Below are 25663 nucleotides of genomic sequence, written 5' to 3'. Positions count from 1 at the left end.
TTCGGGGTGTTTTTTGAACAACTGTTGACGCACAAATGCTACCTTGGTAGAGATGAGCAACTACCTATCTCAGACTCGGTATGACTTGAGGTTTTCCATGCCTCGCCCCTTGGATTCTTTGGAAGCTGCTTTGGAACGGTGCCGGGAGTGCAATCTGCGTTTGAGCCGACAGCGCCGTTACATCCTGGAGCTGCTGTGGCAGTGTGGCGAGCACCTCTCCGCCCGCGAGATTTACGATCGCCTAAATCAGCAGGGCAAACCGATTGGCCACACGTCCGTTTATCAAAACCTGGAAGCTTTGGCCAGCCACAACATTGTCGAGTGCTTGGATCGTGCCGATGGGCGCCGCTACGGCAACCGCACCCATCCCCACAGCCACGTGAACTGTCTGGATAGCAACCGCATCTTGGATGTGGACGTGGAGCTGCCGCCTGAACTGCTGGCCCAGGTGGAGCAACAAACGGGCACCCGCATCCAAAGTTACCGCATTGAGTTTTTTGGGGTGGAAAAGCCTGCGGAGCCCCAGCAGTAACCTTGGCAAAGGGATCCCTGCTGCCCTGAGCAAAAGTTGGGCAAAGGTCAGTAAGCTCGATTTTGGCCTTTGCCGATTTGCGACTGGATTTGCTCGAGAGAACTGGCAGGGGCCAGGCATTTGTTGCCCCAGCACACCAGCCCTAGAGCTCCTTCCGGCAGAGGTTCGGTCTCGGTGGGGAGAGCAAAGACGGTGGTGGGCCAAGATCGTTGCTGAAAGGCGGGAATGGAATCGGCCTCCAGGGTGACTTTCACCCAATTGCTATACCAATCCAGTCCGGCAAAAAGGCTGGGGCAGGTGCGCGGCTGGGTGCTCATGATGTGGGCAAAGGTTTTCAAGGCCTGCTCTGCCCGCTCCAGGTAGTCCAGATCTCCAGTGAGGGCGGCAAGGCGCACCAGGTTGGCAATGGCCACCCCATTGGCTGCAGGGGTAGCGTTGTCCTGGAACTCCTTCTCTCGCACCAACAGCTCAGGGGCACTCTGGGCATCGCTGACAAAGTATCCCCCCCTGGCCGGATCCCACAGTTGCGTATCCATCTCCTGCTGGAGCTGGAGGGCAGCCTGCAACCAGTCTTGAGGGGTGGGATCCCCCACCAGGGGCAGGCAGGCTTGCTGCAAGTCCAACAGGGCCTTGATCAGCAGGGCGTAATCTTCCGATTTGGCGGGCACCTGAGCTGTGCCATCGTAGTTCAGGCGCAACAGGGATCCGGTCTCAGGGTGGCGTTGCCGGCTGAGGATGAATTGGGCTGCCCGCAGAGCCAATTGCAGATAGTCTGCGTTGCCGAACACTTGATAGGCCCGCGCCAGGCCGGAGATCATCAAGGCGTTCCAAGAGACGATCATCTTGGTGTCGGTGACGGGTGGGATCCGCCCCGGCCAGGATTGCAGACGGGCCGACTGGGCATCCACTGCCGGAGGGAAGGGAACTCGTCGCTCCGCAGAGCCATAGCGTGCCTGAAACAGATGGGTGGTCAAGGCGGCTTCAACTTCTGGCGGCAACGCTCCTCCCTGTTGGCGCTGCAAGACGATGCAGCCGGGCCGATCGGGGAAATTGCCCCCCGGCGATAGGTCAAACGCCTGCTGCAAGGCGCGGAAGGTTTCTTCCCCCAAGAGATCCTGCAGCTCCTGCCAGCGCCAGACGTAGAACTCTCCCTCTTCCGGCTCCCGATCCTCTGCCCGGGCAAAGCTGTCGGCATCTTGAGCGGCGTAGAAGTATCCGGCAGGGGCGGTCATCTCTCGCGCCACCCACTCCACCGTCAGCCGCACCGCCCGCTCGATGGCCGGATCTTGGATACCGTGCGCCCACAGATCGGAGAGAAACTCTAGGATCTGCCCGTTGTCGTAGAGCATCTTTTCAAAGTGGGGCACCGTCCAGGTGGGATCCACGGTGTAGCGGTGAAAGCCGCCGGCCACATGGTCGAAGATCCCTCCCAGCACCAAGGCCATGCCTCGCTCTTTGGCCCGTTCCAGAGCGCTCATGGAGCCGGGGATCCCTTCTGGTGGGTCGAAGCGGGCCGAACGCAATACCAACTGAGCGTAGGGCATCATGGGAAATTGCTGCACCGCCCCGGCATTGGAGAGCAAAGGCTGGATCTTGGGGATCCCAGAGCGCAGCAGGTCGGCAGGAATGTGGTCTTCCGGCACTAAGTCGCTGAGGGTGGTCAGAGCCGTCAAAATCTGGCCTTTCATCTCCTCTATTTTTTCCTTTTCCTGCCGGTAAAACTGCAGGATGCGCTGCAGCAAGGCCAGAAACCCCGGGCGGCCAAAGCGGGGCTCTACAGGAAAATAGGTGCCGGCGTAAAAGGGCACCAGGTCATCGGGCGTGAGGAAAACATTGAGGGGCCACCCCCCCTGCCCGCTCATAAGCTGCAACGCCTGCATGTAGATGCTGTCGAGATCGGGCCGCTCCTCGCGATCCACCTTGATGGGCAAAAAATGGGCATTCAAAAAGGCGGCAATTTCAGGGTTGGAAAAAGCCTCGCCCTCCATGACCGTACACCAGTGGCAACTGGAATAGCCGATGGACAGAAAAATCGGCCTATCCTCGGCCCGCGCTTTCTCCAGAGCTTCTGGGATCCAAGGCCACCAGTCCACCGGGTTCTCGGCGTGCTTGCGCAAATAAAGGCTGGAACTTGTGGCGAGGCGATTGGCCATGAGTACACCCTCTCACCCTTTTTGCTTTTCAGGCTAGCGCGTCCTCCTCCCAAGGCAGAGCCAACCCACTGTTGTTCAAGATACACTCACCCAGGATCCCTGTCGGTCAAGCCTGCTCCTGCTCGGCAGCCGGGACTAAAAACTCCAGAGGGCGCCCGTGTAAAACCAAGGTGGTGCTGGGATTTTCCACAAAGCCGATTCGCTCGTAAAAGCCACGCTGATGGGTTGTGAACAGGTAGATGCGCTCCACCGACTGCAGGTGGGGATGGCTGATCAGGGTTTCCACCAACTTGCGCCCAATGCCCTGACGTCGGTAATCGTGATCAACCACGATATCCCAGAGGACGGCTCGGTAAACCCCATCGGAAGTGGCGCGGCCAAAGCCAATCAGGCGCTCCCCATCCCAGGCGCTGACCACCGGATGGCTGTGGGCAACGGCCCGCTCCATCTCCTGCCGCCGGCGATTCTGCGCCCAAAAGGCGTTGCGGTTCAACAGCAGGAGAAGTTGATCCAGATCCAGCTCGCCCCGCTCCAGAGAGAAGCGAATGTTGCGGTTGTCCACCGGCTGACGAGAGAGGGCGATGACAGGCTCAGGAGAGGGATCGGGCATGAAGAAAACCTTTGCAGCAGTGAGGGTTGGCAAGGGGAAGTTCAACAAAACGCTTAGGCCTGACAAACTGAGGCTAGCTGGCCGAGGCACCTTCGGCGGTTGGCCCCGCATGCTCCAGGGCATAGGCCTTGAAGCGCTCCAGGTCCGCCTGGATGGTGCTCTCCACCACTTTGCCCACAAACAGGCCATCCAAGATTTTGCCGAGGATCCCCGGGAGCTTGTAGGCCACCGACAGCTTCACAATGGTACTGCCTTTGCGGTCGTAAAAGCGCAGCGCGCCCCGATTGGGCAGCCCCTCCACCGAACTCCAGCCGATGTGTTGGTGTTTCACCACCGTGTGGGTGCGGGAGATCCAACTGAAGGTGAGGCCGCGGGTATCCAGTGTCCACCGGGACAGCTCCTGATCCAGCAATTCCACCGAGCGGATCCACTTCATCCAGCGGGGCATGAGGGTGAGGTTGGCCCACAAATCCCATACCTGCTCAATGGGAACAGGCACCTCCACCTGACAGGTATGCTCTAGCCAATCTGACTCTGACATAGGGCCTCCCACGCAACACCCAGCAGAAACACAAACCATCCAGGGGCTTGGCCACAACGCCTCGGGACGGGATCCCTGCCTTTACAAAATTTTATATCGACCTAAGATAGCATTATCGGCCTCGTGAAAGTTTGGGGCTCTGCGCTTTTTGGCAGCCCGGTTTCTTTTTCGAGCAAGTTGCGGCTGCCCCCCATGAGGGCAATGCAGAAGGCAGGTATCATGATTGCCATCTGCAAGCTCCACTTGCAAAGGTTCGGTGCATCCACTCGGTTGACTTGACGGAACGACCTCACCATGGTTTCACAATGGAAACAGCATCTTAAGAACTACTTCGTGGCGGGGTTGCTGGTGGTGATCCCTCTGGCAACTACCATTTGGCTGACGGTGGAGGTGGCCACCTGGAGCATTGGCTTTCTGACCAGCATTCCGAAGCAGTTCAATCCCATCCAGGGTTTGCACCCGATCTTGATCAACCTCATCGATCTGGCGGTGGGCCTGTTGACGCCGATTGTGCTCATCCTGTTGATTGGCTTCATGGCCCGCAACATTGTCGGCCAGTGGCTGCTCAATCTCAGCGAACAGTTGCTCCATGCGATTCCGGTGGCGGGGCTGGTGTACAAGACCTTGAAGCAATTGGTCAGTGTTTTGTTTGCCCCCAACAATCAGCGCTTTCGGCGGGTGGTGCTGGTGGAATATCCCCGACCAGGAGCTTGGGCGCTGGCCTTTGTGACGGGCACCATTCAAACTCCCATTCGGCCCGATGGGCCGCAGCGCTCCCTTGGCCTGTTTGTGCCCACCACCCCCAATCCAACGACGGGCTGGTACGCCATTGTGCCGGAAGACCAGGTGGTGGAAGTGTTCATGCCGGTGGAAGATGCTTTTAAGATGCTCATTTCCGGCGGCATTGTCACCCCTGAGAGTTTTGAAGCGGGGCTGCAGCGGCGAGAAGGAGCTTTGGCCGTGACCATGCCCAGTTTGCGGGAGCTGGTGGAGCAGGAGCGGGTGGCAGGATCCCCCAGGGCTGACTCGGTGGGCTCTGAGGTAGGTTTTGAGACTGAAGGGATCCCTTAATCCTGCTTTCCTGTCCCTGCAGAAGGGCCGGGCTGCCAGAGCTGGTATTCTTTGGCCTGTTCCAAGCGCACATAAAAAGGCCGCATTTGCCGATCCAATGCCTCCACTTGCTCGGGGGAAAAGGCTTTCCAATCAGCGCGGCTGGCCCAGCGGAGGATGAGGTGGACAAGTTCAGGATCCTGCTGATCCAGCCAAACTTCTTTGCCCAGAAAACCCGGATGCCGGCGCAGGGCGGATCCCCAAACCCGCTCGTCTTGCTCAAGAAAGGCTGCTTGCCCACCGGGAGGAACCCGGAAGCAGAGATGTTCGATGGCGATAGGGCCGGGCGGGCTGGGGCAGGTCGACATAGGAGCAGAGGCGGCAAAGTTAAAGATGGGCCCTCTCAAGACTCCAGGGGGGAAGCAGTCAATCGTTGCAGGGTGGGAATGAAGTCGGGGTAGGAGATGCGGGCACAGTCGGCTCCCCTGAGGAGGGTGGATCCCTGCGCTCCTAGAGCTGCCACCATCAGGCTCATGGCGATGCGGTGATCCTCGTGGCTGTCGACCTCGGCCCCGTGAAGAGGGATCCCTCCCTTGATTTCCAGGCCATCAGGATATTCAGTGACCTGGGCTCCCATGCGGCTCAGCTCTTGGGCTATGGCAGCCAGACGGTCGCTTTCTTTCACCCGCAGCTCTGCGGCATCGCGAATCACCGTGATCCCCTCGGCAAAGGCCGCCGCCACCGCCAAAACCGGGATCTCGTCGATCAGGGTGGGGATGAGATCGCCGGCGATGGTGCAGCCGCGCAAGCGGGCCGAACGCACCCGCAGATCTCCCAGGGGCTCGCCGGCCATTTCCCGGAGGTTCTCAATTTGGATGTCAGCCCCCATCTCCTGCAACACCCGTAGTGCACCGGTACGGGTGGGGTTGAGGCCCACATCCCGGAGCAGCAATTCGCTCTCGGGCACAATGGAGGCGGCCACCAGCCAAAAGGCTGCCGAGCTGATATCTCCCGGCACCTGAACTCTCTGGCCCACCAGGCGGGATCCCCCCACCACGGCCACGGTTTTCGCCTCTGGATCCACGTGAATGTCGGCTCCGAAGGCCCGCAACATCCGTTCCGAGTGGTCCCGAGAGAGAGCCGGCTCGGTGACTTGGGTGGTGCCTTCTGCCAGCAGGCCCGCCAGCAAGAGGCAGGATTTCACCTGCGCCGAAGCCACCGGGGAGCGGTAGTGAATGCCCTTGAGGGATCCCCCTTGTACGGCCAAAGGTGCCAACGTCCCACCGGCCCGTCCCCAAATGCTGGCCCCCATCTGCCGCAGCGGTTCTACCACCCGCCCCATGGGCCGCGAGCGCAGGGAGCGATCGCCGGTGACGGCAAAAAAGCGCCCGGCCTGGCCAGCCAGGATCCCCAGCATCAGGCGCAAGGTGGTGCCGGAGTTACCTGCATCCAACACGTCTGCCGGTTCTTGCAGCTGGCCCAGGCCAACTCCCCGAATGCGAACACACTCGCTGTTAAGCTCCGAAATATCTGCCCCCAGCGCCCGAAAACAGGCTGCCGTCCTGCGGGGATCCTCTCCCAGCAACAGCCCTTGGATGGTGGTTTCTCCTTCGGCCAGGGATCCCAGCATCAGGGCGCGGTGGGAAATGGACTTGTCGCCGGGGATGCTCACTTGGCCGCGCAGGCCCTTGGCCGGCGAGAGAGTGAGGATATCGGTAGAAGAAGAGTGAGTCAACACAGCAACTCTGATGGCAGACTGGGCAAAAGCGGCAGCAGTCTCATCTTACTCAGGCCCGGACTCATGCCCCAGAGATCTTACCAGGGATCCCAAGACAGCCTGTCTTTTGACGGCAACCCCTCTTTTCCCAGAGGATCACCTTAACAACATGGATTCCTCGGTCGGGGCCTGGCCTCGGCCTTTTTTTTTTGCAGATACTGAACTTTGTAGCAGCAGAAATAGAACCCCCGCAGACCGTGCTTGGCAAGGTGTATCAACACGACTCTGTTTTGACCGAGGAGGTGATGGCCTACCTGCAACCCCAGGGGGGCGGCACTTTTCTGGATGTGACGTTGGGAGGGGGTGGGCACAGCTTGGCGCTGCTGCGGGGGGGAGCTGCCCGAGTGGTGGGGTTGGATCGGGATCCGGCGGCTCTGCAGGCGGCGCAAGCGCGTTTTGCAGCAGAAGGGATCCCCAGTAGTCGCATCCAACTGTGGCACCTCAATTTTGCCGATTTCGATCTGCAGCAGCATGGCTTTCGGGATGAGCAGGGGCAGGGGATTCCCTTCGATGGCATCGTGGCCGACTTGGGGGTGAGTTCGCCGCAACTGGACTGCCCTGAGCGGGGATTTAGCTTTCGCGGAGAGGGGCCGCTGGATATGCGCATGGATCCCAGTACAGCTCAGGAGACTGCCGCCGATTGGGTTAATCATCGCCCGGTCGAAGAGTTGATCGAGATTTTCACCCGTTACGGCGAAGAGCGATTTGCCCGCCGCATTGCCCATCACATCGAGCAGGCTCGTCCCCTCGCCACAACTACCCAGTTGGCCCAGGTGGTTTGGCAGGCGGTACCTCCGGCAGCTCGGCGAGGCCGCATTCACCCGGCCACTCGGGTCTTTCAGGCGTTGCGCATTGCCGTGAACCGAGAACTGGAGGCTTTAGAAACCTTGCTGGCCCAAGCTCCCACTTGGTTGAAACCCGGCGGCAGGTTGGCCGTGATCAGCTTCCATAGCCTTGAAGATCGCCTGGTGAAATGGGCCTTTCGCAGGGATCCCCGTTGGCAGGTGCTCACCCCCAGGCCCTTGTCCCCTTCCGAACTGGAACGGCAACGCAATCCACGGGCCCGCTCTGCCAAACTGCGAGTGGCTGCCCGCAGCAGTCAGATGTAGGTTTAGGTTGGTTCTCCCGCTCTCAAGAGATCGGCTACCGTGAAGCGGACAGCTGTCCTGCTGAGGCCGGGAATCGGGAGAAGGGGGTTGCTATTGGGGGATGCGGGGAACTAGGGTGAAGCGGAACCGGCAGTCCTGCACCGTCGGATCCCTTGGTGTGTGTGAGGTTAAGCCCTATGGTTAGCCAGCCTTTGAACGCAGGTCTTGATCGTCCCAAAAGCCCTCGTCGCCACAGACAGCCTTCTGCTCTGAGCCGACCCCTCTCCGGTACAGTTCAAGCCAGCCGCACCCAGCCTTTGGATTTGAAGTTGAAATCAGCCCATCCTCGCAGCCAACATTCGGCTTGGGCAGAACACCTAGCTTGGTGGAAGCAGATCTCCACAGGGATGGCTATCCTCTCTGGGGTTTCAGTGTTAAGCCTTTACAGTTGGACTGTGCATACCCAAAGCCGGTGGAGCCAGCGTTACCAGGTGTGGCAGCAGATGCAGCGCAACGAACGACAGTTTCTGCTGACTCAAGAATCCATTGCCAATTCTCTGCGGGAAATTGCCGACCGCTCCGAAATGGTGCCGCTGGTACCGGATCGGATGATCGAGGTGCCGATTGCCTCTCCCAGCCAAGTTAAACCGGATCCAGCCCACCAGACGACAGCCCCGCCTGAAATCGAAAAAGCTCCTCTTTTCTACCCGGTTGGGTACTAGTCCAATGAATCCCGTGGACAGCAGCCAAGCCACTGCTCCCCTCTTACTCTCCCAAAGGCTGTGGATTTTGCAAGATCTCAGCGTATCTCTATCCTCCCTATCCTTCAAATTCTTCAAAAGTCAAGGGATCCCTGGGCCTCGCGATCTGGAGTAGCAGCGGGCTATCCTTCAACTGCTTACAAAGCAGTGAAGAAATCTGGCCTAAATGGGATGTGGCCCATCCGAAGCCCTGGGATTGCCGTTGGGATCCCGTTCACCCCTGGAGATGACATCCCCCCTGGCAGGATAGGAACTCCAGAGCAGGGGATGTATGATGCCTAGCACGGCTTTTTCGGAGCAATCGCAGAGAAAGCTGTACCGACAGGTTGTCCTGGGGATCAGCCAGGGCATGTAAAGGGGAAAGTCCGGTGCAAATCCGGCGCTGTGCCGCAACTGTGATGGGCTTGGGCTAGACCCATGCCCTCAGTCAGGATGACCGCCTGCGGTTCTGGCTCGTCTTTCTTCCGCGTCGCACGGAATCAGGAGCTTCAAGAAAGAAAATGAATCCCATTCTAGGTCTCAGCCTGGCGCTGGGGGGTCTTGTTTTGGGGATCCCAGCGTGGGCGCAGCCGGCGGCCTCTTCACCTTCAGCTCAAGAGGTGTTGGAAACCGGTGTTAGCGCCGAGATTTTAAATCAACCCGTCACCACACCTTTTCGCCGTCCTGGTTTGCTGCGGGATTCTTCCCGCCCGGTTTACGTCATTACCCGCCAGCAAATTCGAGAGCAAGGGGCAAGAACGGTTCAGGAGGCCCTGCGCTACCTGCCCGGGATCCTCAGCGACGGCACGGCAGGAACCCAGTTGGGAGCCCTTAGCTCCCAGTTTATGCGGGGAGGACGAACGGCCCAGGTGTTGGTGCTCTTGGATGGCCGCCCCATTAACGACCTGGGCTTTTTTGGCGGGTTCGATCTGTCTCAGATCACTACAGATGTGGTCGAGCGTATTGAGATCTCTCCAGGTGGGGGCTCCACTTTGTATGGATCGGACGCGGTTGGCGGGGTCATGAACATCGTAACCCTGGAGCCAAAGCCGGGATCCGAGACCGTGCTGGAAGCGGCTATCGGCAGCTACGGCCTCAACGAGCAAGGGATCCAGAACCGCGGCCAGGTGCAGGATCTGGGCTGGGTGGTCAGCTATCGCCGTCTGCAGAGCAACAACGACTTTCCTTTTGAAATTAGGCGTTTGGGCAAAGCCGGCAGGCGGGAAAACTCGGCGGTGGAGTACCACAACCTACAAGCCAAACTCACCTGGCAACTGGCAGAAGGCCAGGTCCTAACCGGAAATGCCCTTTATCTCAATAAAGCGTTTCAGGTGCCCGGCAGCACCGAGTTTCCCTCCCCCGATGCAGTGCAAAACACCAACGACCTGCTGTTAGATCTCAGTTGGCTGTGGGATCAAGAGAGGGGATCCCTGCAAGCTAGGGTATTTTTTGACGACCTCAACTATCGCTTCAGCGCCCCACAAAGCCAGGGATCCCGGGATGAGATCTCGCGAACGGGGTGGGGATCCCAACTGCAATACACCTGGAAGGCTGCTGAAAACCTGGAGCTTACTCTAGGAGCAGACTACCGATCCATTTCAGCTCGCAACACCACCTTCTCCTTTGCCAGGGGATCCACCAACGTCAACTATGACAATACCGTGAACCAAGGGGCCCTCTTTGCCCGCCTGGATTACAGGCCACAGCCCAACTTTTATCTCAACTTAGGTGTTCGCCAAGATTCGAGCAATCTGGTCAACGGTTCGGCCACCTCTCCTGCCGCAGGGATCCGCTGGGTTTTGGCAGAAGGCACCACCCTGAGGGCCAATTATGCCGGCAGCTTTCGCACCCCCTTGATCTCAAACTTATTCTTTCGTTTGCGGGGCTTTTTTGAAGTCGACGGCAACCCCAATTTGCGCCCGGAGCGGGGAGAGAGTTTTGACATTGGCCTGGATCAGGCTCTGGGAGATTTTGGCCTGCTGCGCTTGACCTTTGCCCATAACCGCATCCGCGATGGCATCACCTTTGTCAGCACCGGCCCGAGCAGGGGAACCTACGAAAACATTGAGCTCGTGGAATACACAGGCATAGAAGCAGCCCTGGATTTGCGATTGGGGGAAAACTGGACTCTTTTTGCCAACTACACCCTGAACGATCCCATCATCCGCTCGGCGCTGGATCCCAAAGCGGTTGGCAAACAGCTAGCCTTCGTGGGAGCAGACAGCTTCAACCTGGGCCTGAGCTACCGCGATGCAGAGGATCGGTATGCCTCAGTTTTCCTGCATCACATTGGCACTTTCTTTACCAACAACGCCAATACCCAATCTCTGCCCGGCTACACCAACCTGGCTCTGCGGGGAGGGATCCCGGTTGCAGAAAATCTCGCTCTCGAGGTGGGAGTCGATAACCTGCTGGATGAGCAATATGAGGTTTTCCCCGGCTACCCAGGAGTGGGTCGCACCGTTCGGCTTAATTTAAGGGGCCAATTTTAGAGCGACTTGAGGCTGACTTTTAGCTGTCTAACTCACTGCTGAATCCTTGGCCAAGACATTGAGATCGTCTTTGCCTCTTCTCACACCCTTTGCTTGGACAGAAACCTATGACTATATCAAGGAGCACCATGTCTCGATCAACTTCCCAGTTGCCCATCCAAGCTGGCAGCGCTGCTCAGCAACCCAGCGGTCATTATCTCTGGGTTTGCATCACCTGCGGATCTCGGTGGGTTAACGGCCAAAAAGAAGGGATTAGCAAGGGAGAAATGCTGCTGTCTGCCCTGCAATCTCAAACCCTCAATCCTCAACTGACCCTGAAGCCGGTTGCCTGTATGAGCGGCTGCAGCCATGCTTGCGTTGTTGCGTTGGCAGCACCTCAAAAGATGACCTATGTTTTTGGAGATCTGGATCCAAAAGATGTGGAGCTGATTCTGCAGACAGCAGAGCTCTACCTCACCAAGCCAGATGGGATCCTACCCTGGGCCGAGCGCCCTCTCAAAAAAGGGGTGATTGCTCGTATTCCACCACTGCACTGAGGAGCTTTCTCATGGCCACTTTTACCCCCTGGATAACCCCCCTCCATCAAGCTTGGCAGGAAGTTTCTCTGACGGGTTGGACAACCCTTTATGAAGGGATCCCTGCCCACATCGACTGCTTGGGGCCGTTGCTCTACGAGCTGTTTCAAGAGCACTGGGCCGAGATCCAGGTGGGCCATGTGGCGGAAGGCGGGGTGCTGGAGCTGGCTTTCAAGAAACCTCCAGCTTTGTGCGTGCTCTACGATGGCTATCTAACCGTTGCCACCGAAACTTGGCACCTGCATTTGTGCCTGGAGGAGCACCAAGGCGGCCCCCATCGCAAGACCCCACCCGAGCTGCGCCGCAAAAGATTGGTTAGCCGTGCTGCTCTCTACCGGCGCCTCAATCCCCAAGGTCAGCCCCGCATGTGGGGGATCCAATTCTGGAATGGAGCAGAAGAGCCTTTGCTGCAGATTTTTCTGCCCAGCCCCTTTTTGGGGCCAGAGGAAGACTACCTGCCGGAAGGCAAAGCAGATTACCAAAAGCTTTCTCTTTACGAGCGCATCCGCGCCATCTATGTGCAGGGGAAAGAGCGGATCCCCTATGAGGATAACCCTCTTAAACGTCCCTACCTTGCTGTTTGTCGTTCCAGCCGTTGTTATCCTTCCCGCAACTACCAACCGGTTGTAGAAGCTCTGGAATCCGCCCTTCGAGAAGCCAACCTGGACGTACAGGTTATCACCTCAGGCTGCTTGGAAGTTTGCCAACAGGGGCCGGTGGTTTTTTACTCCGGAGATTGCACCTGGTACAAGCGGGTTACTCCCCAAGTAGCTCGACAAATTGTTTTTGAGCATTTGCTTAATAGCTGTCCTCTGAAAGACCACCTTTTTCCAGGAGATTAAAGCATGATTGGCCTGCAATCGAGTGCTCAACCTATCCCCAGATCTTGCCGCTTGATCTCAGCCCCACTTTGGATACAAGCTGCTCAAGATTTGGCCCAAGGCTGGTTCTGGCCCAGCTTGTTTACCACCGTCGGCTGTCTCAGCAATATTGCTTATACATGTACCCTTCCCTTTGTAACTGTTGGTATTGTTGCAGGCACAACTTTAACCCGCCAAAGGGCAATCATTAGTGCTTTGATGATTTGGCTGGCCAACCAAATCTTTGGCTACACCTGGCACAACTATCCCCGCACTCCCGATTCGTTTGCCTGGGGGTTGGTGCTGGGGATCGGCACGGTGGGGATTGCTCTTGCTGGCGGTTACCGACCTCTGTTTTCTCAGTCCAAGCCGCTTCGGCCAAGGCAACTGCTGCTGAACTATCTCTGGATCCCGGCCATGCTCATCTTGGGGTTTCTGGCTTTTGAAGGGCTGATTTTGGCAGCCGGCCTGGTCTTGGGGGGAACGGAGGGCTTGACCCTGTCCATCCTGGGCAAAATCTGGTTGCACAACTGGCTGTGGACAGGACTTTGGATTGGGATCCACACCCTGCTGGTGTGGGATAGAGGACGTCGCCGGGTGTGGCTGGGAGAGGGGAAACTTCGGTAAGCCGCTCCCGTACAAGCTCTTCCCATCCCGTCAGCGGTGCGGAGCACTTTTGCAGTGATCTGGAACATCCCCAAGAGGGATCCAGGCCAAAATAGGGGCGACCTATGTGGGAGGGGATCCCTTTGCAACTCAGTCGCGTTAACAGTGAGCATGACTCTAGTCAATGATACGCTGGACTATACTGAAAATAATGTACAGTGTGTTCAGTATGGCTGCTTGGTATGGCTAGGTATGTAAAACCGAGAGAAGCGGCGGATTATTTTGGGGTGTGTCTCCACACTTTGAGGCGATGGGAACAGAAAGGCTGGATCAAGGCAATACGTACACCATCCGGCAGGGCGAGAAGGTATGACCTCGACAGCTACATCAAAACGCCAAGAAAAGTCAAACGAGTCGTTTTGTACGCCCGAGTCAGCAGTCGAGGGCAGAAACCAGACTTGGAGAGACAGATTGCAAGACTGGTTAACCTCTATCCTGGAGCCGAAGTGGTCGGAGAGGTTGGCGGCGGTCTCGACTTCAAAAGACCAAAGTTCCTTGCCTTATTGGAACGAGTTCGTGCGGGAGATGTCGGAACAATTGTGGTCGCTCACCGGGATCGACTCTGCCGGTTTGGATTTGAGTTCGTTGAGTGGTACTGCCGTCAATACGGCTGCGAAATCTTGGTTCTCGATGACGATCACCTTTCTCCCCAACAGGAACTGGTTGAGGACATCCTCACCATCCTGCACTGCTTCAGCAGTCGGCTCTACGGACTCAGAAAATACCGGGCTGCAATCGAGAAAGATACGGATTTATCCGGAGCCAGCGCTGGCTAAAGTTTGGAAGCGGTGGCAAGCGGCGTGCCGGTACTGCTACAACCAAGCGACTGCCTATCAGCGCCGGCATGGTGTTCCAAGAACGGCCAGAAAGCTGCGGGACATCATCCTGCACTCCGACCTGCCCCAGTGGGTAAAGGACGCCCCCTGCCACATCAAACAGAACGCGGTCGTCGAGGCGTGGCTGGCGTTTCGCCGAAGCAAAGACGCGAGGTTTCGCAGTGTGCGGGACAGGTCACATACGCTGCAGTTCAACGCCGGCAACTTTCGCAATGGAACGTGGTATCCGAAACTCACCCGAGGTTTGGCGTTTCGTGCATCCGAGGAGATGCCCAGAGAATGGGCACGTGGGACTGAACTAATGCGGGTGAAAGACAGATGGTATGCCATCTTTCCTGAGCCCGTGAACGAGCAGTGTTCGTTAGCAAAGGGGGTGGTTGCGCTTGACCCTGGGGTAAGAAGTTTCTTTACAGGGTTTGATGGGGCGGGCTTTGTAGATATCGCCAAGGGAGACTTTGGCAGGATCGTTCGGCTGTGCTACCACCTAGACGATCTACAGTCCAGGCTGAGTAAAGCACCGAGACTCAAACGTAGGCGAATGCGGCAAGCGGTGTTTCGTCTGCGGGAGAGAATCAGGAACTTGGTGGACGAGTGCCATCGCAAGGTAGCGGCGTTCCTGACGGATAACTACCGATTGATATTCCTCCCCACTTTCGAGTCAGCCAAGATGGTTGCCAAGGCAGGGAGGAAGTTTGGTAGCAAGACGGCAAGGGCGATGCTCACCTGGGCGCACTATCGGTTCAAGCAGTTCCTGAAGTTTCAAGCCCAAAAGAAAAACGTGGTCGTCGTGGAAGTATCGGAGGCGTACACCAGTAAAACCTGTACTAAGTGCGGGCACATCCACACCAAGTTGGGTGGCGCAAAGGTGTTTAGATGCCCAAAGTGCAGCCATAGGCTACCACGAGATTGGCAAGGCGCTCTGGGTGTTATGCTCAGAGCTTTGCGGGATACCGCCTTTCTGTTCGGAAATGGACAGAATGCTATCGCTTCACCGTTGAGCAGTAATGGTCAGCAGTGTTCAGCGTAAATGTATCAGCATTCCTGCCATCCTCTGCTCTTGGCTTCCCAACGCCTCTTGCTGTTCAGCGGCAAGGGAGGAGTGGGCAAAACAACCTTGACCTGCGCGCTGGCTCGCCAACTGGCCCAGGTGGATCCCCAGCGCCGTCTGCTCCTGATGTCCACAGATCCCGCCCACTCGTTGGGGGACGTGCTGCAAATCTCGGTTACGGATGTGGCCCAACCCTTGCCGGATCGCCCCAATTTACAGGTGCGGGCTTTGCAGGCGGAGATTTTGCTGCGGTCTTTTCGGCAAACCTATGGGCCGGCCCTGGAGCTCATTGCCGAGCGGGGCAGTTGGTTTGGCCGAGAGGATCTGCTGCCGATCTGGGATTTAGCCTGGCCGGGGGTGGATGAGCTGATGGCGATTCTGGAGGTCAACCGGCTGCTGGCTGGGGAGGAGGTGGATACCGTTATCTTGGACACGGCCCCCACCGGGCACACCCTGCGGCTGTTGGAGCTGCCCGACTTTTTAGATAATCTTCTGGCTGTGTTTGCCACCTTTCAGGCCAAGCATCGGGAGATCGCCCAAGCCCTGACAGGCACCTATCGACCGGATGAGGCGGATGCATTTTTAGCCCAGTTGCAGAGGGAACTGGAGGGGGGCAAAGCCCGCTTGACCACTCCGGAGAGCACCTCTGCTTGGCTGGTGATGATCCCGGAGCAGTTGAGCGTGGCGGAAACCCGCCGCTTTTGTCAGCAACTGCAAAACCGCCGCGTGCCCATCGGCGGTCTTCTGGTCAATCAGGTGCTGCTTGCAAGAGAGAATAACAGCCAACCTTCGCTGCCCGCTGCTCTCCCCTCTCCTCTCTACTCGGCGCGGCAACAGGAACAGCGGCGCGTGCTCAAAGCCCTACAGGAGGAGCTGCCCGGATACTCTATCTGGGTCTGTCCTTATCAACTGCAGGAGCCGGTTGGGTTGGCGGCCCTAGATGGGCTGGTGCAGCAGCTTCGCCCCTTGCCAGAGGTGCTGCTGGAGTTGGAAGGGATCCCAGAGCAGAGAGCGGAGAGAGAGTCTCCCTTCTCTACCCTCTTCCCTTCCTTCAGGGGGATCCCGTCCCTACCGGACTTTTTGGCCCAAGGGATCCGACTGGTGTTGGTGGGGGGCAAAGGGGGTGTGGGCAAGACGACGGTGGCCGGGGCCCTGGCTTGGAACTTGGCCAAGCGCCATCCCGACAAGCAGCTCTTGCTGGTCTCCATCGATCCGGCTCACTCGCTGGGGGATCTGTTTCAGACGAAACTGGGTCAGGATCCCATCCCCCTGCTGCCCAACCTGCTGGGGCAGGAGGTCGATGCGGCGGCGGTGCTGGAGCAATTCCGGCAGGATTATCTGGAGGAGGTGGCGGCCATCTTGGCAGGGGAGGGGACGGCAGGGGTGGAAGTCCAATACGACCCACAGGCGTGGCGGCAACTGCTGCAGATGCCCCCACCCGGCTTGGATGAGGTGATGGCCCTGTTGAGTGTTCTCCGACAGGAGACGAGCGGGCAGTTTGACCTGGTGGTGCTGGACACGGCTCCCACAGGCCATCTCTTGCGGTTTCTGCAGATGCCCCAGGCTCTGGAAGGTTGGGTGAGCTTGGCCCTGAAGCTGTGGCTGAAATATCGGGATGTGGTGGGCAGGTCGGAATGGGCGCAGCGGATGCGGGAGCTCTTGGCCCAGGTGCGACAGCTCCGGCAGCAGCTCCAGGATCCCCAGTTTGTTACCTTTATCCCCGTCTTTAACCCCGAGCAAGCAGTTCTGGCGGAAACCGAGCGTCTCTTGGCGGAACTGGATGCTTTGGGGATCCCTCATCCCTACGCCGTTCTCAATCGGGTGTGGTTAGAGGATTCTACCCCCTTTGGAGAGGCCCTCCGCCGTCGTCACCAGACTCTTCTGGCCCAGCTCCCCCAGCCATTTTCCCAGCAGGCCATCTTGACCATCCCCTTCCTACATCCTCCCAGCTTGGAGAATATCGGCTCCTACTTATTGGCTCCTCAGGAGCCCTAACCTAGGGGTAGACCTTGCTCACCCAAGGAGTTATGGATCCCCATCTGGAAGAACGCGCCCGCGAGCTGCGCACCCTGCTGCAGAAGGCCAGCATTGCCTACTATGTCCACGATGCGCCCATCCTGGAAGACAGCGTTTACGACCGCCTCTACCGCGAGCTGCAAGAGCTGGAGCGGGCTTACCCTGAACTGGTCACTCCCGATAGCCCTACTCAGCGGGTGGGAGAAAAACCTGCAGAGCATTTTCCCACCGTCTTCCACCGCATCCCCCTCTACAGCTTGGAAAACGCTTTCAACCCAGAAGAGCTAGAGGAGTGGCAAGAGCGTCTGCTGCGAGTTTTGGGCCGTGCCCCTGTTCCCGACGGCGGGACAGAGGGAGAGCTGGAATATGTATGTGAGCTGAAGATTGATGGCGCCGCCTTGGCCCTAACCTACATCGAGGGTCTTTTGGAGCGGGGTGCTACTCGGGGGGACGGACAGGCCGGAGAGGACATCACCCCCAACGTGCGCGCCATTCGTTCGATTCCCCTGCGGCTGGCGACAGCAGATCCGCCTCCCGTTTTGGAGGTGCGGGGGGAAGTCTATCTGGCCCTAGCCGAGTTTGAACGGATCAACCAAGAGCGTCGTTCCGCTGGGGATCCCCCCTTTGCCAACCCGCGCAACTGTGCTGCCGGTACCCTGCGGCAGTTGGATAGCCGCGTTGTGGCCGCCCGCAAGCTCAGCTTCTTCGCCTACGCCCTCCACTGGCCGGAGGGATGGCCTGCCGGGGATCCCCCGCAAACCCAGTGGCAGTGTCTGCAGCAGCTCAAGGAATTGGGATTTCCAGTCAACCCCCTTTCCCAGGTCTGTCGGGGCTTGGGAGAAGTGATCCAATTTTATGAGCGATGGCGGGGTGCCCAGCTCCCCTACGCCAGCGACGGGGTGGTGGTGAAATTGAACTCCTTGCGGCTGCAGGAGGAGGCCGGCTTTACGCAAAAATTTCCCCGCTGGGCCATTGCCCTCAAATACCCTGCCCAGGAAGTCCCCACCCGCATCCGCGCCATCCTCGCCAGCGTGGGCCGTACCGGCGCCGTCACTCCAGTGGCAGAGCTGGAGCCGGTTCCTTTGGCCGGCACCCTTGTCAGCCGCGCCAGCCTGCACAATGCCGATCGCCTGCGGGAGCTGGATGTGCACATTGGCGATACTGCCATCGTGCGCAAAGCCGGGGAGATCATCCCGGAGGTGGTCGGGATCCTGAAGGAATTGCGCCCTGCCGACGCTGTTCCCTACAGCCTGCCCAGCCAGTGCCCCGAATGCCACGCCCCTTTGGTTCGTCCCCCTGGCGAAGCCGTGACCCGCTGCCCCAACCCCGAGTGCCCGGCCAAGCTGCGGGGCCAATTGCAGCACTGGGCCAGCCGTGATGCTTTGGATATCGAAGGCTTAGGGGAAAAGCGGGCAGCCCAATTGGTGGAGAGCTTGGGGGTGCGCACCGTAGCCGATCTCTACCGCCTCACCCCAGAGCAGTTGCAGGGTTTGGAGGGAATGGGATCCCGCTCCAGCCAAAAGCTGGTGCAAGCCATTCAGCGCTCTCGCCAGCAGCCCTGGGAACGGGTGCTCTACGGGCTGGGGATCCCCCATGTGGGGGTGGTCACCGCCCAGATTTTGGCCGGCCATTTTCCCACCCCTGAGCTTTTGGCCCAAGCCAGCGCAGAAACCATCGCCCAGATCTATGGGATAGGCGCGGAAGTGGCGGAAGCGGTGGTGGCCTGGTTTGCCGAGCCGGCCCATCGTCGCCTGTTGCAGGAGTTGCAGGCGCTAGGGATCCCCGCTCTTCCTCAGCAGGAGAACCCTGCCGTCTCCCAGATCCTGGCCGGGAAAAAATTCGTAATCACCGGCACCTTGCCCACCCTCTCCCGCCAGCAGGCCAAGGCTTGGATTGAGAGTCGGGGGGGCAAAGTCACCGCCAGCGTCAGCCGCCAAACCGACTACGTGGTGGTGGGCTCTGACCCCGGCTCCAAGCTGGAGCAAGCCCAACAACTGGGGATCCCCCTGCTGACCGAAGCGGAGCTGTTGGCGCTGGATCCCACCGTGGAATCCGGTGATCTGCATCCTTGACAGGGTGGATCCCCGAAAAACTTGGGTAGGGTGGGTTGTCTTAGCGGCAGGGATAATTTATGATTCACCTCTAGTGAGGAGTGGACGCCAATAGGGGGAAGCGAACGAAACACGGACAGTTCCTTCCCCTTTTTGGTTACAAAAAGGCGCGGCCACACCTCCAAAAAGTATCCAACTTAACTGAAGGATTCCTTTGCCAGTGCCAAATAAGTTCAACTATGATGGGATCAGCGGAGACGCATGTTTCCGTTCACTCCTCACACCATCTTCCGCTCGGCGTCAAGTCGGGCGGTTTTTCTATAAATCCGTCCAAAGGATGTATGACCATTCCCGATAGCAGCGAAACGGCTCACCCCTTCCATTTCCAGTTTTCCTCCTTGTAAGACACTTGGGGAGAACCGAGGCTGTGGCGTTTGCACGGGTAGCGCAGAGCGCTGGAGAAGCAAGAATGAAACACCTCCGTTGCATTGCTTCCCAGCTCCCCTTTGAAGAGTGGGTGGTCGCGGAAGCGGCACGGAGCGCTTGGGAAGTGTCTCAATCCAGTTTGAAATGACTATATCTCCAGTCTTTCCAGTTGATCCCCATGGGAATCTCTTGGCACCCTGCCCCCTTGGGGATCCGGAAACAAGCCCTACGAGCCCAGTGGAGATGCTAGACTAGTAGGTCAGTGAGATTCCACCAACTTCGGCCTCCTTACGCTTTCGCAGCCAATTTGCGACTGGATTGGAAGGTTTAGTTTTCTTCTGGCTTTTGCCGGATTAGGATAGCCAAGAGCAAGCAGCAACGAGGATCCCATGGCCAAATATGACTCCCATCTAAAGTGCTCCTTCTGCAACAAGTCACAGGATCAGGTGCGTAAGTTGATTGCGGGGCCGGGGGTCTACATCTGTGACGAGTGCGTGGAGCTCTGCAACGAGATTTTGGATGAGGAACTCTACGACGGCAACACTCCTCCTGCTGCCGCCCCTGCCGGCGGCCGGCGTGAAGCTCCTAAAAAATCCTCCCGCAGCCTGCCTTCTTTGGCGCAGTTGCCCAAGCCGCAGGAGATCATGCGCTATCTCGACCAATATGTGATTGGCCAAGAAAAAGCTAAGAAGGTTTTGTCGGTGGCGGTTTACAACCACTACAAGCGTCTGGCTGCCAAGGCCAACCCCGGTAGCGTCGGAGTTTCGGAACTGGATGAGGTGGAGCTACAGAAGTCCAACATTTTGATCATTGGCCCCACTGGCTCCGGCAAAACCCTGCTGGCGGAAACCCTGGCTCGCATGTTGGATGTGCCTTTTGCGGTTGCAGATGCTACCACCCTTACGGAAGCTGGCTATGTGGGCGAGGATGTGGAAAACATCCTGTTGCGCTTGCTGCAGGTGGCGGACATGGACGTAGAAGAGGCCCAGCGCGGCATCATCTACATCGACGAAATCGACAAAATTGCCCGCAAAAGCGAGAACCCCTCCATTACCCGCGATGTCTCCGGCGAGGGGGTGCAGCAGGCTTTGTTGAAGATGCTGGAAGGGACAATAGCCAACGTGCCTCCCCAGGGAGGGCGCAAGCACCCCTATCAAGACTGCATTCAAATCGACACTTCCAACATCCTCTTCATTTGCGGGGGGGCTTTTGTTGGCCTGGAAAAAGTAATCGAGCAGCGCATTGGCAAGAAATTGATGGGCTTTATCAAGCCAGGGGAGCAATTGTCGGTTAGCCGCGAGCAACGTATGGCCAATGCCCTCAAGGCTTTGGAGCCTGAAGACTTGATCAAGTACGGCATGATTCCCGAATTCACGGGGCGGCTCCCGGTAGTGGCGACTTTGGATCCGCTGGATGAGAAGGCGCTGGAGGCGATCCTGACGCAGCCCAAAAACGCCATTCTCAAGCAGGCGCAGAAGCTGTTGCGCATGGACGGGGTGGAACTGGAGTTTGAACCTGCCGCCATTGCTGCCATTGCCAAAGAGGCTTATCGCCGCAAGACCGGGGCTCGCGCCCTGCGGGCCATTGTGGAAGAGCTAATGCTGGATGTGATGTACGAGGCACCCTCCCGCCGCGACCTAAAGCACATCCGCATCACCGCAGAGATGGTGGAGCGCCGTTCCACCCGCGAGCTGATTCCTCACCCCTCTACGCTGCCCAAGCCTGAGTCGGCCTAGAGTCGCGGCCCTTCCGATCCCTGCTGGATGAACTTATGATCTGTTCTTGAAAGAGGGGGCAGGAGAGCACATGGCAGGGACTACGTTCCGCTGGCGCGAACGGCAGCGGGTGGATCGTGAATATGCGGTAATTGGTCTGGGGCGCTTTGGTTCTAGCTTGGCTCTCACCTTGATGGAGCGAGGGCACAATGTCTTGGGGATCGACCGCAGCCGCGAGATTGTGCAGCGCCTGGCGGATCAGCTGACGCAGGTGGTGGCCCTCGATTCCAGCGATGAAGATGCGCTGCGAGCGGTGGATATCCTCTCCTTCGACACGGTGGTGGTGGCCATTGGCAGCGATTTCGAGAGCAATTTGCTGACGACGGTGGCCCTGAAAAGTCTGGGGGTGCGCAATGTGGTCTGTAAGGCGTCGACCGAGCGGCAACGCTCTATTCTCCTGCGAGTGGGGGCAGATCGGGTGGTGTTGCCGGAGCAAGAGGCAGGGCGCCGTTTGGCTCAGGTGTTGACAGCACCGGGGATCCTAGATCAGCTAGAGCTGGAGCCGGGCTACAGCATTACGGAATTACAGGTGCCGGAGGCGTTGGTGGGCCATACGCTGGCGGAGTCGGATCTGCGTCGCCGCTTCGGCATCACGGTGCTGGTGGTGAAGCGAAAGCAATCGCTGGTGGTCTCTCCCCCCGCAGACTACCTGCTGGAAAAGGGGGATTTGCTGGTGGTTCTGGGGGCCAATACCAACATCTCGCGGCTGAATGAAATGTAGGGAGGGCTCCGATGAGAGAGGGCTCCGCCCCGCTTCCGCGAGAGGAGGGCTCTGAGCGCTTGGTTCCATCAGTGCCATCCCGCGCCCGCCACCTGCCGACACCGGGCTCGGCATTGTCTCAGTCCTCTAGGGCCTTTGGGAATCGTCTGCAGTGGTTTTTTGGGGGGGACAGGCGTCGCCCGCTGCCGCCGCCATTGCGGCTGGTCACAGGGTTGGGGCTCTTGGCAGTGGTGGGAACTTTGGTGCTCATGTTGCCGGGGATCGGGCGCGGGGATCCCTTGAGCTGGAATGAGGCGCTGTTTACGGCCATGTCGGCCCTGAGCGTGACGGGGCTCTCGACGATTGTGGTGGCGGAGGATCTCACCCTGTTGGGCCAGATTGTGCTGCTGATCCTGATTCAGATTGGCGGGGTGGGCTTCATGGTGTTGGCGGTGGTGGTGTTTCAATTGATCGGGCGGCGCATTTCCCTCCTCAATCGCTTGGCGCTGTGCAATTCGCTGGGGCTCATCGATCCGGGGGCGATCCTGGAATTGACTCGGCGGGTGCTGCTGGGGGTCACCCTCATTGAGTTGGGGGGGGCTCTGCTGCTCTGGGTGCACTGGCGGGATCTCTATGGGCCGGAGCGGGCGGTTTTTCTGGCTATTTTTCACGCGGTGTCGGCCTTTTGTAATGCAGGATTTGACCTGTTTGGCCGGGAAGGGATCCCTACAGACGGTCTGTCGCTGGCGATTTTGGCCGGTCTGATTTTTATCGGCGGTTTGGGCATCCCGGTTTTGTCGGATTTGTTAACCTGGCCACGGGGCCACCGCCCCTCTCTGCACACCCGGATTACCCTGGGCGTGGTGGTGGTTTTGCTCTGCACGGGCGGCATTGGCTTGTTTTTGGGAGAGAGCTTGCCCGGCGGATCCCTGCTGGAGGTAAGCTGGCCCCACCGCTTGGGCCTGACGTTTTTTCAGTCGGTTTCTGCCCGAACGGCTGGGTTTGCCGCGATCCCCATTGAGGATTTGACCCCGGCAAGCCAGTTGCTGCTGATGGCTCTCATGTTTATTGGGGCAGCCCCAGCTTCTATGGGGGGCGGCATGACCACCGGCACCTTGGCGGTGTTGGTGTTGGCTCTCTGGGGCTATGCCCGCGGTTTGCCCAGCGCTCAAATTGCCGGGCGCAGCTTGGATCCCTCCATGGTGCGCAAGGCGGCAGCGGTGTTAACGGTTTCTCTGTTTGTGGTGTTGTTGGCGGCTTGGTTGATTTTGCTGACCCACAGTAACAGTAGGTTGGATCCGGTGTTGTTTGAGGTGATCTCCGCCTTTGCCACCTGCGGCCTCTCGACGGGCTTTACCGGGGAGCTCAACTGGTTTGGCCAACTGATCATTGTGCTGGTGATGTTCTGGGGCCGGTTGGGGGCATTGACGATTGTCTTGGCCTTGGCTCAACAACAGCCCCGCCCGTTGGTAACCTACCCTGAAGAGTCGATCCTAATCGGTTAGTCCAGAACTGAGGAGAGAGCAGCCTCCGTTAGACTGAGTAAGGGATCCCTTCGTCCCTCTCGTTACCGGGAGCCATCTGTGTCCAAGTTTCTTTTGATCGGTTCTACCGAGCCCTTCAGCGGTAAGTCGGCTGCCATCTTGGGTTTGGCCAAACACCTGCAGCAGCAAGGGATAAAAGTCACCTATGGGAAGCCCATCGGTTCTTGCGAGCGGGAAGATTGCTCGCTGGAAGGGGGCGATCCGGATATGCGCTTTGTGGCGGAGTCTCTGCGGCTGACGATGGATCAAATGCCGCCGATGCTGCTCCGGCTCAACGAAGAGGCTTTGCTGGCTCAAATGAAGCGAGCTCCCGGGGATCCAGCTCCAGAGTGCCCGGTTGCCCCTCTGTTGGAGTTTGTCCAGCGCTCCCCTGCCGATTTGGTGCTGCTGGAAGGCCCAGCCGATCTTTACGAGGGGGAATTGTTTGGCCTGTCGCTGGCCAAGATGGCCCAAGCCCTGGATGCTCCGGTACTGCTGATCAGTCGCTACCATTCCTCCTTGGCTGTTGATTCTCTTCTCTTTGTCCATCGTCAACTGGGATCCCGCTTGGCAGGCGTGCTGCTGAACGATGTGCCACCTGACCAAATGCAACCGGCAAAAACGATCATTCGGCCTTTTTTGGAGGGACACGGGATCCCGGTGCTGGGGATTTTGCCCTCCCATCGCATTTTGCGCAGCATCAGCGTTGGGGAGTTGGTGCGGCAACTGGATGCCGAGGTGCTCTGCTGTCCGGATCGGATGGACCTGATGGTTGAAGACATTGCGGTAGGGGCGATGAACGTCAACTCGGCCTTGAAGTACTTCCGTAAGCTGGATCACAAGGCGGTGATCACCGGCGGAGACCGCACCGATATTCAACTGGCCGCCCTAGAAACTTCCACCCTCTGCCTGATCTTGACCGGCAAGCTCCCTCTGGATCCCCGCATTCAGTCTCGAGCAGAAGAGCTGGAAGTGCCGATCCTCTCGGTGGATCTGGACACCTTCACCACCATCAACCGCATCGAACGGGTTTTTGGGCAGATTCGCCTGCACGAGGAGGTGAAAGTCCGCTGCATCCAAGAGCTAATGTCAGCGAATTTTGACTTTTCCCGTCTCTATGCTCATTTGGGCTTGACACAACCCCTAGTGTCGGCGGTAGGTGCATAAGAAAAGTTATTACTGGCTTCTCTATATTTGGTGTCTAAATAGATATTTCTTCGAGATTGAGCACTATACCTGATCAAGATGAAATAAGCTCAGTTTTGACGCGCTGGTCTCTAGTGTCTGATGCTTTCCAGTATCTGCAATGATTTCTGCAAAAAAACGCAGGGATCTCTCGCCGGTTTGGCCTACTCACCAAATTCGAGAGATATCATGCGAGTATTCATCACCTCAACACACCACTCCTCCCCCAGATTTTCTGGGGGTTTTTGTTCGTACTGTTTTTAACCTTGTGCGTCAGTGTCACGTAAGCTGATGTTGACGGGGTTTATGCTGCTAATAGTGTGAAACAAAGCTTTTCTGAAGCTGAATACACTAAACAGTGGTGCCGGCACGCCCTTCTGCAATAAGATGCAGTGTCTGTTGTCGAGCCGGGATCCCAAATGTTGCCGTTAGCGCCGGATGAGCACCATGGCCAAGGTTTCACGGATGCACGGCCGCAAAGGAGCGGGCCCCAGCCGTCTGGTTGCCTGCCCCCACAGTGGCATCTTCACCGACGGGGGATGTTCTCCCAATCCGGGGCCAGGGGGATGGGCCGTGGTGGTGGTTCAAGATGATCGGGTTGTGGAAGAGTTTTGGGGAGGGGATCCCGATAGCACCAGCAACCGCATGGAGTTGACCGGCCTCATCCGGGCCTTGCAATATTGCCGCCACACCCAGGGCAACGGCGTAGATACCATCTACAGCGACTCCCACCTTTGCGTACAGACCTACAACGACTGGATGGATCGCTGGGCAGCGCAGGGGTGGCGGCGGCGCACCGGGCCGGTGGAAAACTTGGATCTGGTTCAGGAACTGTATCAACTAAAGCAGCAGTGCCCTCAGGTGCAGGTGGTTTGGATCCCAGCCCACCAAGGTCTGCGCTGGAACGAGTACGTGGATGGGTTGGTTGCCCAGGCTCGAGCCAGAGTGACCGTTCCTCCAGAAGTTAGGGGTTGAGGTTCCACACCGGCAGTGGGGGCACTGTGAAACTGGTTAGCAGC

Annotated in this window: 22 protein-coding genes and 1 riboswitch; of the genes, 17 read left to right on the top strand and 5 right to left on the bottom strand. The window is 58.2% G+C overall.

The genetic code is table 11. The features are described from left to right. Positions 1–97: 97 nt before the first annotated feature. Positions 98–532 (top strand): Fur family transcriptional regulator, encoded by a 435-nt coding sequence (locus ACVWXW_RS02845; RefSeq protein WP_414331897.1) that lies wholly within the window; start codon positions 98–100, stop codon positions 530–532. A gap of 47 nt (positions 533–579) precedes the next feature. Here ACVWXW_RS02845 and ACVWXW_RS02840 read toward each other — a convergent pair whose 3' ends face one another. The 3 genes from ACVWXW_RS02840 to ACVWXW_RS02830 all read right to left on the bottom strand — a co-directional run bounded on the left by ACVWXW_RS02840 (position 580) and on the right by ACVWXW_RS02830 (position 3836). Continuing rightward, positions 580–2685: a thioredoxin domain-containing protein gene (locus ACVWXW_RS02840; RefSeq protein WP_457402669.1), complete on the bottom strand. Its 2106-nt coding sequence runs from the start codon at positions 2683–2685 to the stop codon at positions 580–582. Between the two features lie 106 nt (positions 2686–2791). Then, on the bottom strand, positions 2792–3295 hold the full coding sequence (locus ACVWXW_RS02835; RefSeq protein ID WP_457402668.1) for a GNAT family N-acetyltransferase: 504 nt from the start codon (positions 3293–3295) through the stop codon (positions 2792–2794). Between the two features lie 73 nt (positions 3296–3368). Continuing rightward, the gene (locus ACVWXW_RS02830) at positions 3369–3836 is read right to left on the bottom strand and encodes an SRPBCC family protein (RefSeq protein WP_414522411.1); all 468 of its coding nucleotides are present in this window, start codon (positions 3834–3836) and stop codon (positions 3369–3371) included. 294 nt (positions 3837–4130) lie between these two features. On the opposite strand from ACVWXW_RS02830, the gene ACVWXW_RS02825 reads away from it, so the two are divergent. Beyond that, positions 4131–4907 (top strand): DUF502 domain-containing protein, encoded by a 777-nt coding sequence (locus ACVWXW_RS02825; RefSeq protein WP_238376947.1) that lies wholly within the window; start codon positions 4131–4133, stop codon positions 4905–4907. Here ACVWXW_RS02825 and ACVWXW_RS02820 read toward each other — a convergent pair. Then, positions 4904–5254 carry a TIGR03792 family protein gene (locus ACVWXW_RS02820; RefSeq protein WP_414417226.1) on the bottom strand — a complete coding sequence of 117 codons (351 nt, stop codon included), beginning with the start codon at positions 5252–5254 and terminating at the stop codon, positions 4904–4906. The two genes, ACVWXW_RS02825 and ACVWXW_RS02820, sit on opposite strands and share 4 nt — an antisense overlap. 35 nt (positions 5255–5289) lie before the next feature. After that, entirely contained in the window at positions 5290–6624 is a 1335-nt protein-coding gene (gene aroA / locus ACVWXW_RS02815) for a 3-phosphoshikimate 1-carboxyvinyltransferase (RefSeq protein ID WP_457402666.1), read from the bottom strand. A 236-nt stretch (positions 6625–6860) separates the two neighbouring features. On the opposite strand from aroA, the gene rsmH reads away from it, so the two are divergent. From rsmH to ACVWXW_RS02740, 15 genes are all read left to right on the top strand, one after another. Further along, on the top strand, positions 6861–7772 hold the full coding sequence (gene rsmH / locus ACVWXW_RS02810; protein ID WP_457402665.1) for a 16S rRNA (cytosine(1402)-N(4))-methyltransferase RsmH: 912 nt from the start codon (positions 6861–6863) through the stop codon (positions 7770–7772). 176 nt (positions 7773–7948) lie between these two features. Then, positions 7949–8473: a hypothetical protein gene (locus ACVWXW_RS02805; RefSeq protein ID WP_457384511.1), complete on the top strand. Its 525-nt coding sequence runs from the start codon at positions 7949–7951 to the stop codon at positions 8471–8473. A gap of 344 nt (positions 8474–8817) precedes the next feature. Beyond that, a riboswitch (cobalamin riboswitch) is annotated at positions 8818–8970 on the top strand. 42 nt (positions 8971–9012) lie between these two features. Further along, positions 9013–10983: a TonB-dependent receptor plug domain-containing protein gene (locus ACVWXW_RS02800; protein ID WP_457402664.1), complete on the top strand. Its 1971-nt coding sequence runs from the start codon at positions 9013–9015 to the stop codon at positions 10981–10983. 128 nt (positions 10984–11111) lie between these two features. Next, positions 11112–11519 (top strand): DUF1636 domain-containing protein, encoded by a 408-nt coding sequence (locus ACVWXW_RS02795; RefSeq protein ID WP_414358364.1) that lies wholly within the window; start codon positions 11112–11114, stop codon positions 11517–11519. A gap of 11 nt (positions 11520–11530) precedes the next feature. Then, positions 11531–12400 (top strand): (2Fe-2S) ferredoxin domain-containing protein, encoded by an 870-nt coding sequence (locus ACVWXW_RS02790; protein WP_457402662.1) that lies wholly within the window; start codon positions 11531–11533, stop codon positions 12398–12400. A 237-nt stretch (positions 12401–12637) separates the two neighbouring features. Then, on the top strand, positions 12638–13045 hold the full coding sequence (locus tag ACVWXW_RS02785) for a hypothetical protein (protein ID WP_457402660.1): 408 nt from the start codon (positions 12638–12640) through the stop codon (positions 13043–13045). A 221-nt stretch (positions 13046–13266) separates the two neighbouring features. Continuing rightward, on the top strand, positions 13267–13860 hold the full coding sequence (locus ACVWXW_RS02780) for an IS607 family transposase (protein WP_011431697.1): 594 nt from the start codon (positions 13267–13269) through the stop codon (positions 13858–13860). Beyond that, the gene (locus ACVWXW_RS02775) at positions 13748–14947 is read left to right on the top strand and encodes an RNA-guided endonuclease InsQ/TnpB family protein (protein ID WP_457402737.1); all 1200 of its coding nucleotides are present in this window, start codon (positions 13748–13750) and stop codon (positions 14945–14947) included. Before ACVWXW_RS02780 ends, ACVWXW_RS02775 begins: the two co-directional genes overlap by 113 nt. Further along, a complete protein-coding gene (locus ACVWXW_RS02770) occupies positions 14948–16963 on the top strand; it encodes an ArsA family ATPase (RefSeq protein ID WP_457402658.1) in 2016 nt (671 codons plus the stop codon). It begins immediately after the preceding gene. A gap of 32 nt (positions 16964–16995) precedes the next feature. Next, the gene (gene ligA / locus ACVWXW_RS02765; protein WP_457402656.1) at positions 16996–19056 is read left to right on the top strand and encodes an NAD-dependent DNA ligase LigA; all 2061 of its coding nucleotides are present in this window, start codon (positions 16996–16998) and stop codon (positions 19054–19056) included. Between the two features lie 794 nt (positions 19057–19850). After that, on the top strand, positions 19851–21197 hold the full coding sequence (clpX, locus tag ACVWXW_RS02760; protein WP_457402654.1) for an ATP-dependent protease ATP-binding subunit ClpX: 1347 nt from the start codon (positions 19851–19853) through the stop codon (positions 21195–21197). Between the two features lie 70 nt (positions 21198–21267). Then, the gene (locus tag ACVWXW_RS02755) at positions 21268–21957 is read left to right on the top strand and encodes a potassium channel family protein (RefSeq protein ID WP_414356515.1); all 690 of its coding nucleotides are present in this window, start codon (positions 21268–21270) and stop codon (positions 21955–21957) included. 11 nt (positions 21958–21968) lie between these two features. Continuing rightward, a complete protein-coding gene (locus ACVWXW_RS02750; RefSeq protein ID WP_457402653.1) occupies positions 21969–23441 on the top strand; it encodes a TrkH family potassium uptake protein in 1473 nt (490 codons plus the stop codon). A 78-nt stretch (positions 23442–23519) separates the two neighbouring features. Beyond that, entirely contained in the window at positions 23520–24626 is a 1107-nt protein-coding gene (locus tag ACVWXW_RS02745) for a phosphotransacetylase family protein (RefSeq protein WP_414343695.1), read from the top strand. Between the two features lie 465 nt (positions 24627–25091). After that, a complete protein-coding gene (locus tag ACVWXW_RS02740; RefSeq protein WP_457402651.1) occupies positions 25092–25619 on the top strand; it encodes a ribonuclease H family protein in 528 nt (175 codons plus the stop codon). The last annotated feature ends 44 nt before the right edge of the window (positions 25620–25663 follow it).

Source organism: Thermostichus sp. MS-CIW-30 (genome assembly GCF_054058015.1).
This window is presented reverse-complemented; position numbering and strand designations above follow the sequence as displayed.

Bases quoted from the DNA above. Each gene is read 5' to 3' on its own strand.
- ACVWXW_RS02845 (WP_414331897.1), top strand. From the start codon at position 98: ATGCCTCGCCCCTTGGATTCTTTGGAAGCTGCTTTGGAACGGTGCCGG.
- ACVWXW_RS02840 (WP_457402669.1), bottom strand. From the start codon at position 2,685: ATGGCCAATCGCCTCGCCACAAGTTCCAGCCTTTATTTGCGCAAGCAC.
- ACVWXW_RS02835 (WP_457402668.1), bottom strand. From the start codon at position 3,295: ATGCCCGATCCCTCTCCTGAGCCTGTCATCGCCCTCTCTCGTCAGCCG.
- ACVWXW_RS02830 (WP_414522411.1), bottom strand. From the start codon at position 3,836: ATGTCAGAGTCAGATTGGCTAGAGCATACCTGTCAGGTGGAGGTGCCT.
- ACVWXW_RS02825 (WP_238376947.1), top strand. From the start codon at position 4,131: ATGGTTTCACAATGGAAACAGCATCTTAAGAACTACTTCGTGGCGGGG.
- ACVWXW_RS02820 (WP_414417226.1), bottom strand. From the start codon at position 5,254: ATGTCGACCTGCCCCAGCCCGCCCGGCCCTATCGCCATCGAACATCTC.
- ACVWXW_RS02805 (WP_457384511.1), top strand. From the start codon at position 7,949: ATGGTTAGCCAGCCTTTGAACGCAGGTCTTGATCGTCCCAAAAGCCCT.
- ACVWXW_RS02800 (WP_457402664.1), top strand. From the start codon at position 9,013: ATGAATCCCATTCTAGGTCTCAGCCTGGCGCTGGGGGGTCTTGTTTTG.
- ACVWXW_RS02795 (WP_414358364.1), top strand. From the start codon at position 11,112: ATGTCTCGATCAACTTCCCAGTTGCCCATCCAAGCTGGCAGCGCTGCT.
- ACVWXW_RS02790 (WP_457402662.1), top strand. From the start codon at position 11,531: ATGGCCACTTTTACCCCCTGGATAACCCCCCTCCATCAAGCTTGGCAG.
- ACVWXW_RS02785 (WP_457402660.1), top strand. From the start codon at position 12,638: ATGATTTGGCTGGCCAACCAAATCTTTGGCTACACCTGGCACAACTAT.
- ACVWXW_RS02780 (WP_011431697.1), top strand. From the start codon at position 13,267: ATGGCTAGGTATGTAAAACCGAGAGAAGCGGCGGATTATTTTGGGGTG.
- ACVWXW_RS02770 (WP_457402658.1), top strand. From the start codon at position 14,948: ATGTATCAGCATTCCTGCCATCCTCTGCTCTTGGCTTCCCAACGCCTC.
- ligA (WP_457402656.1), top strand. From the start codon at position 16,996: ATGGATCCCCATCTGGAAGAACGCGCCCGCGAGCTGCGCACCCTGCTG.
- clpX (WP_457402654.1), top strand. From the start codon at position 19,851: ATGGCCAAATATGACTCCCATCTAAAGTGCTCCTTCTGCAACAAGTCA.
- ACVWXW_RS02755 (WP_414356515.1), top strand. From the start codon at position 21,268: ATGGCAGGGACTACGTTCCGCTGGCGCGAACGGCAGCGGGTGGATCGT.
- ACVWXW_RS02750 (WP_457402653.1), top strand. From the start codon at position 21,969: ATGAGAGAGGGCTCCGCCCCGCTTCCGCGAGAGGAGGGCTCTGAGCGC.
- ACVWXW_RS02740 (WP_457402651.1), top strand. From the start codon at position 25,092: ATGGCCAAGGTTTCACGGATGCACGGCCGCAAAGGAGCGGGCCCCAGC.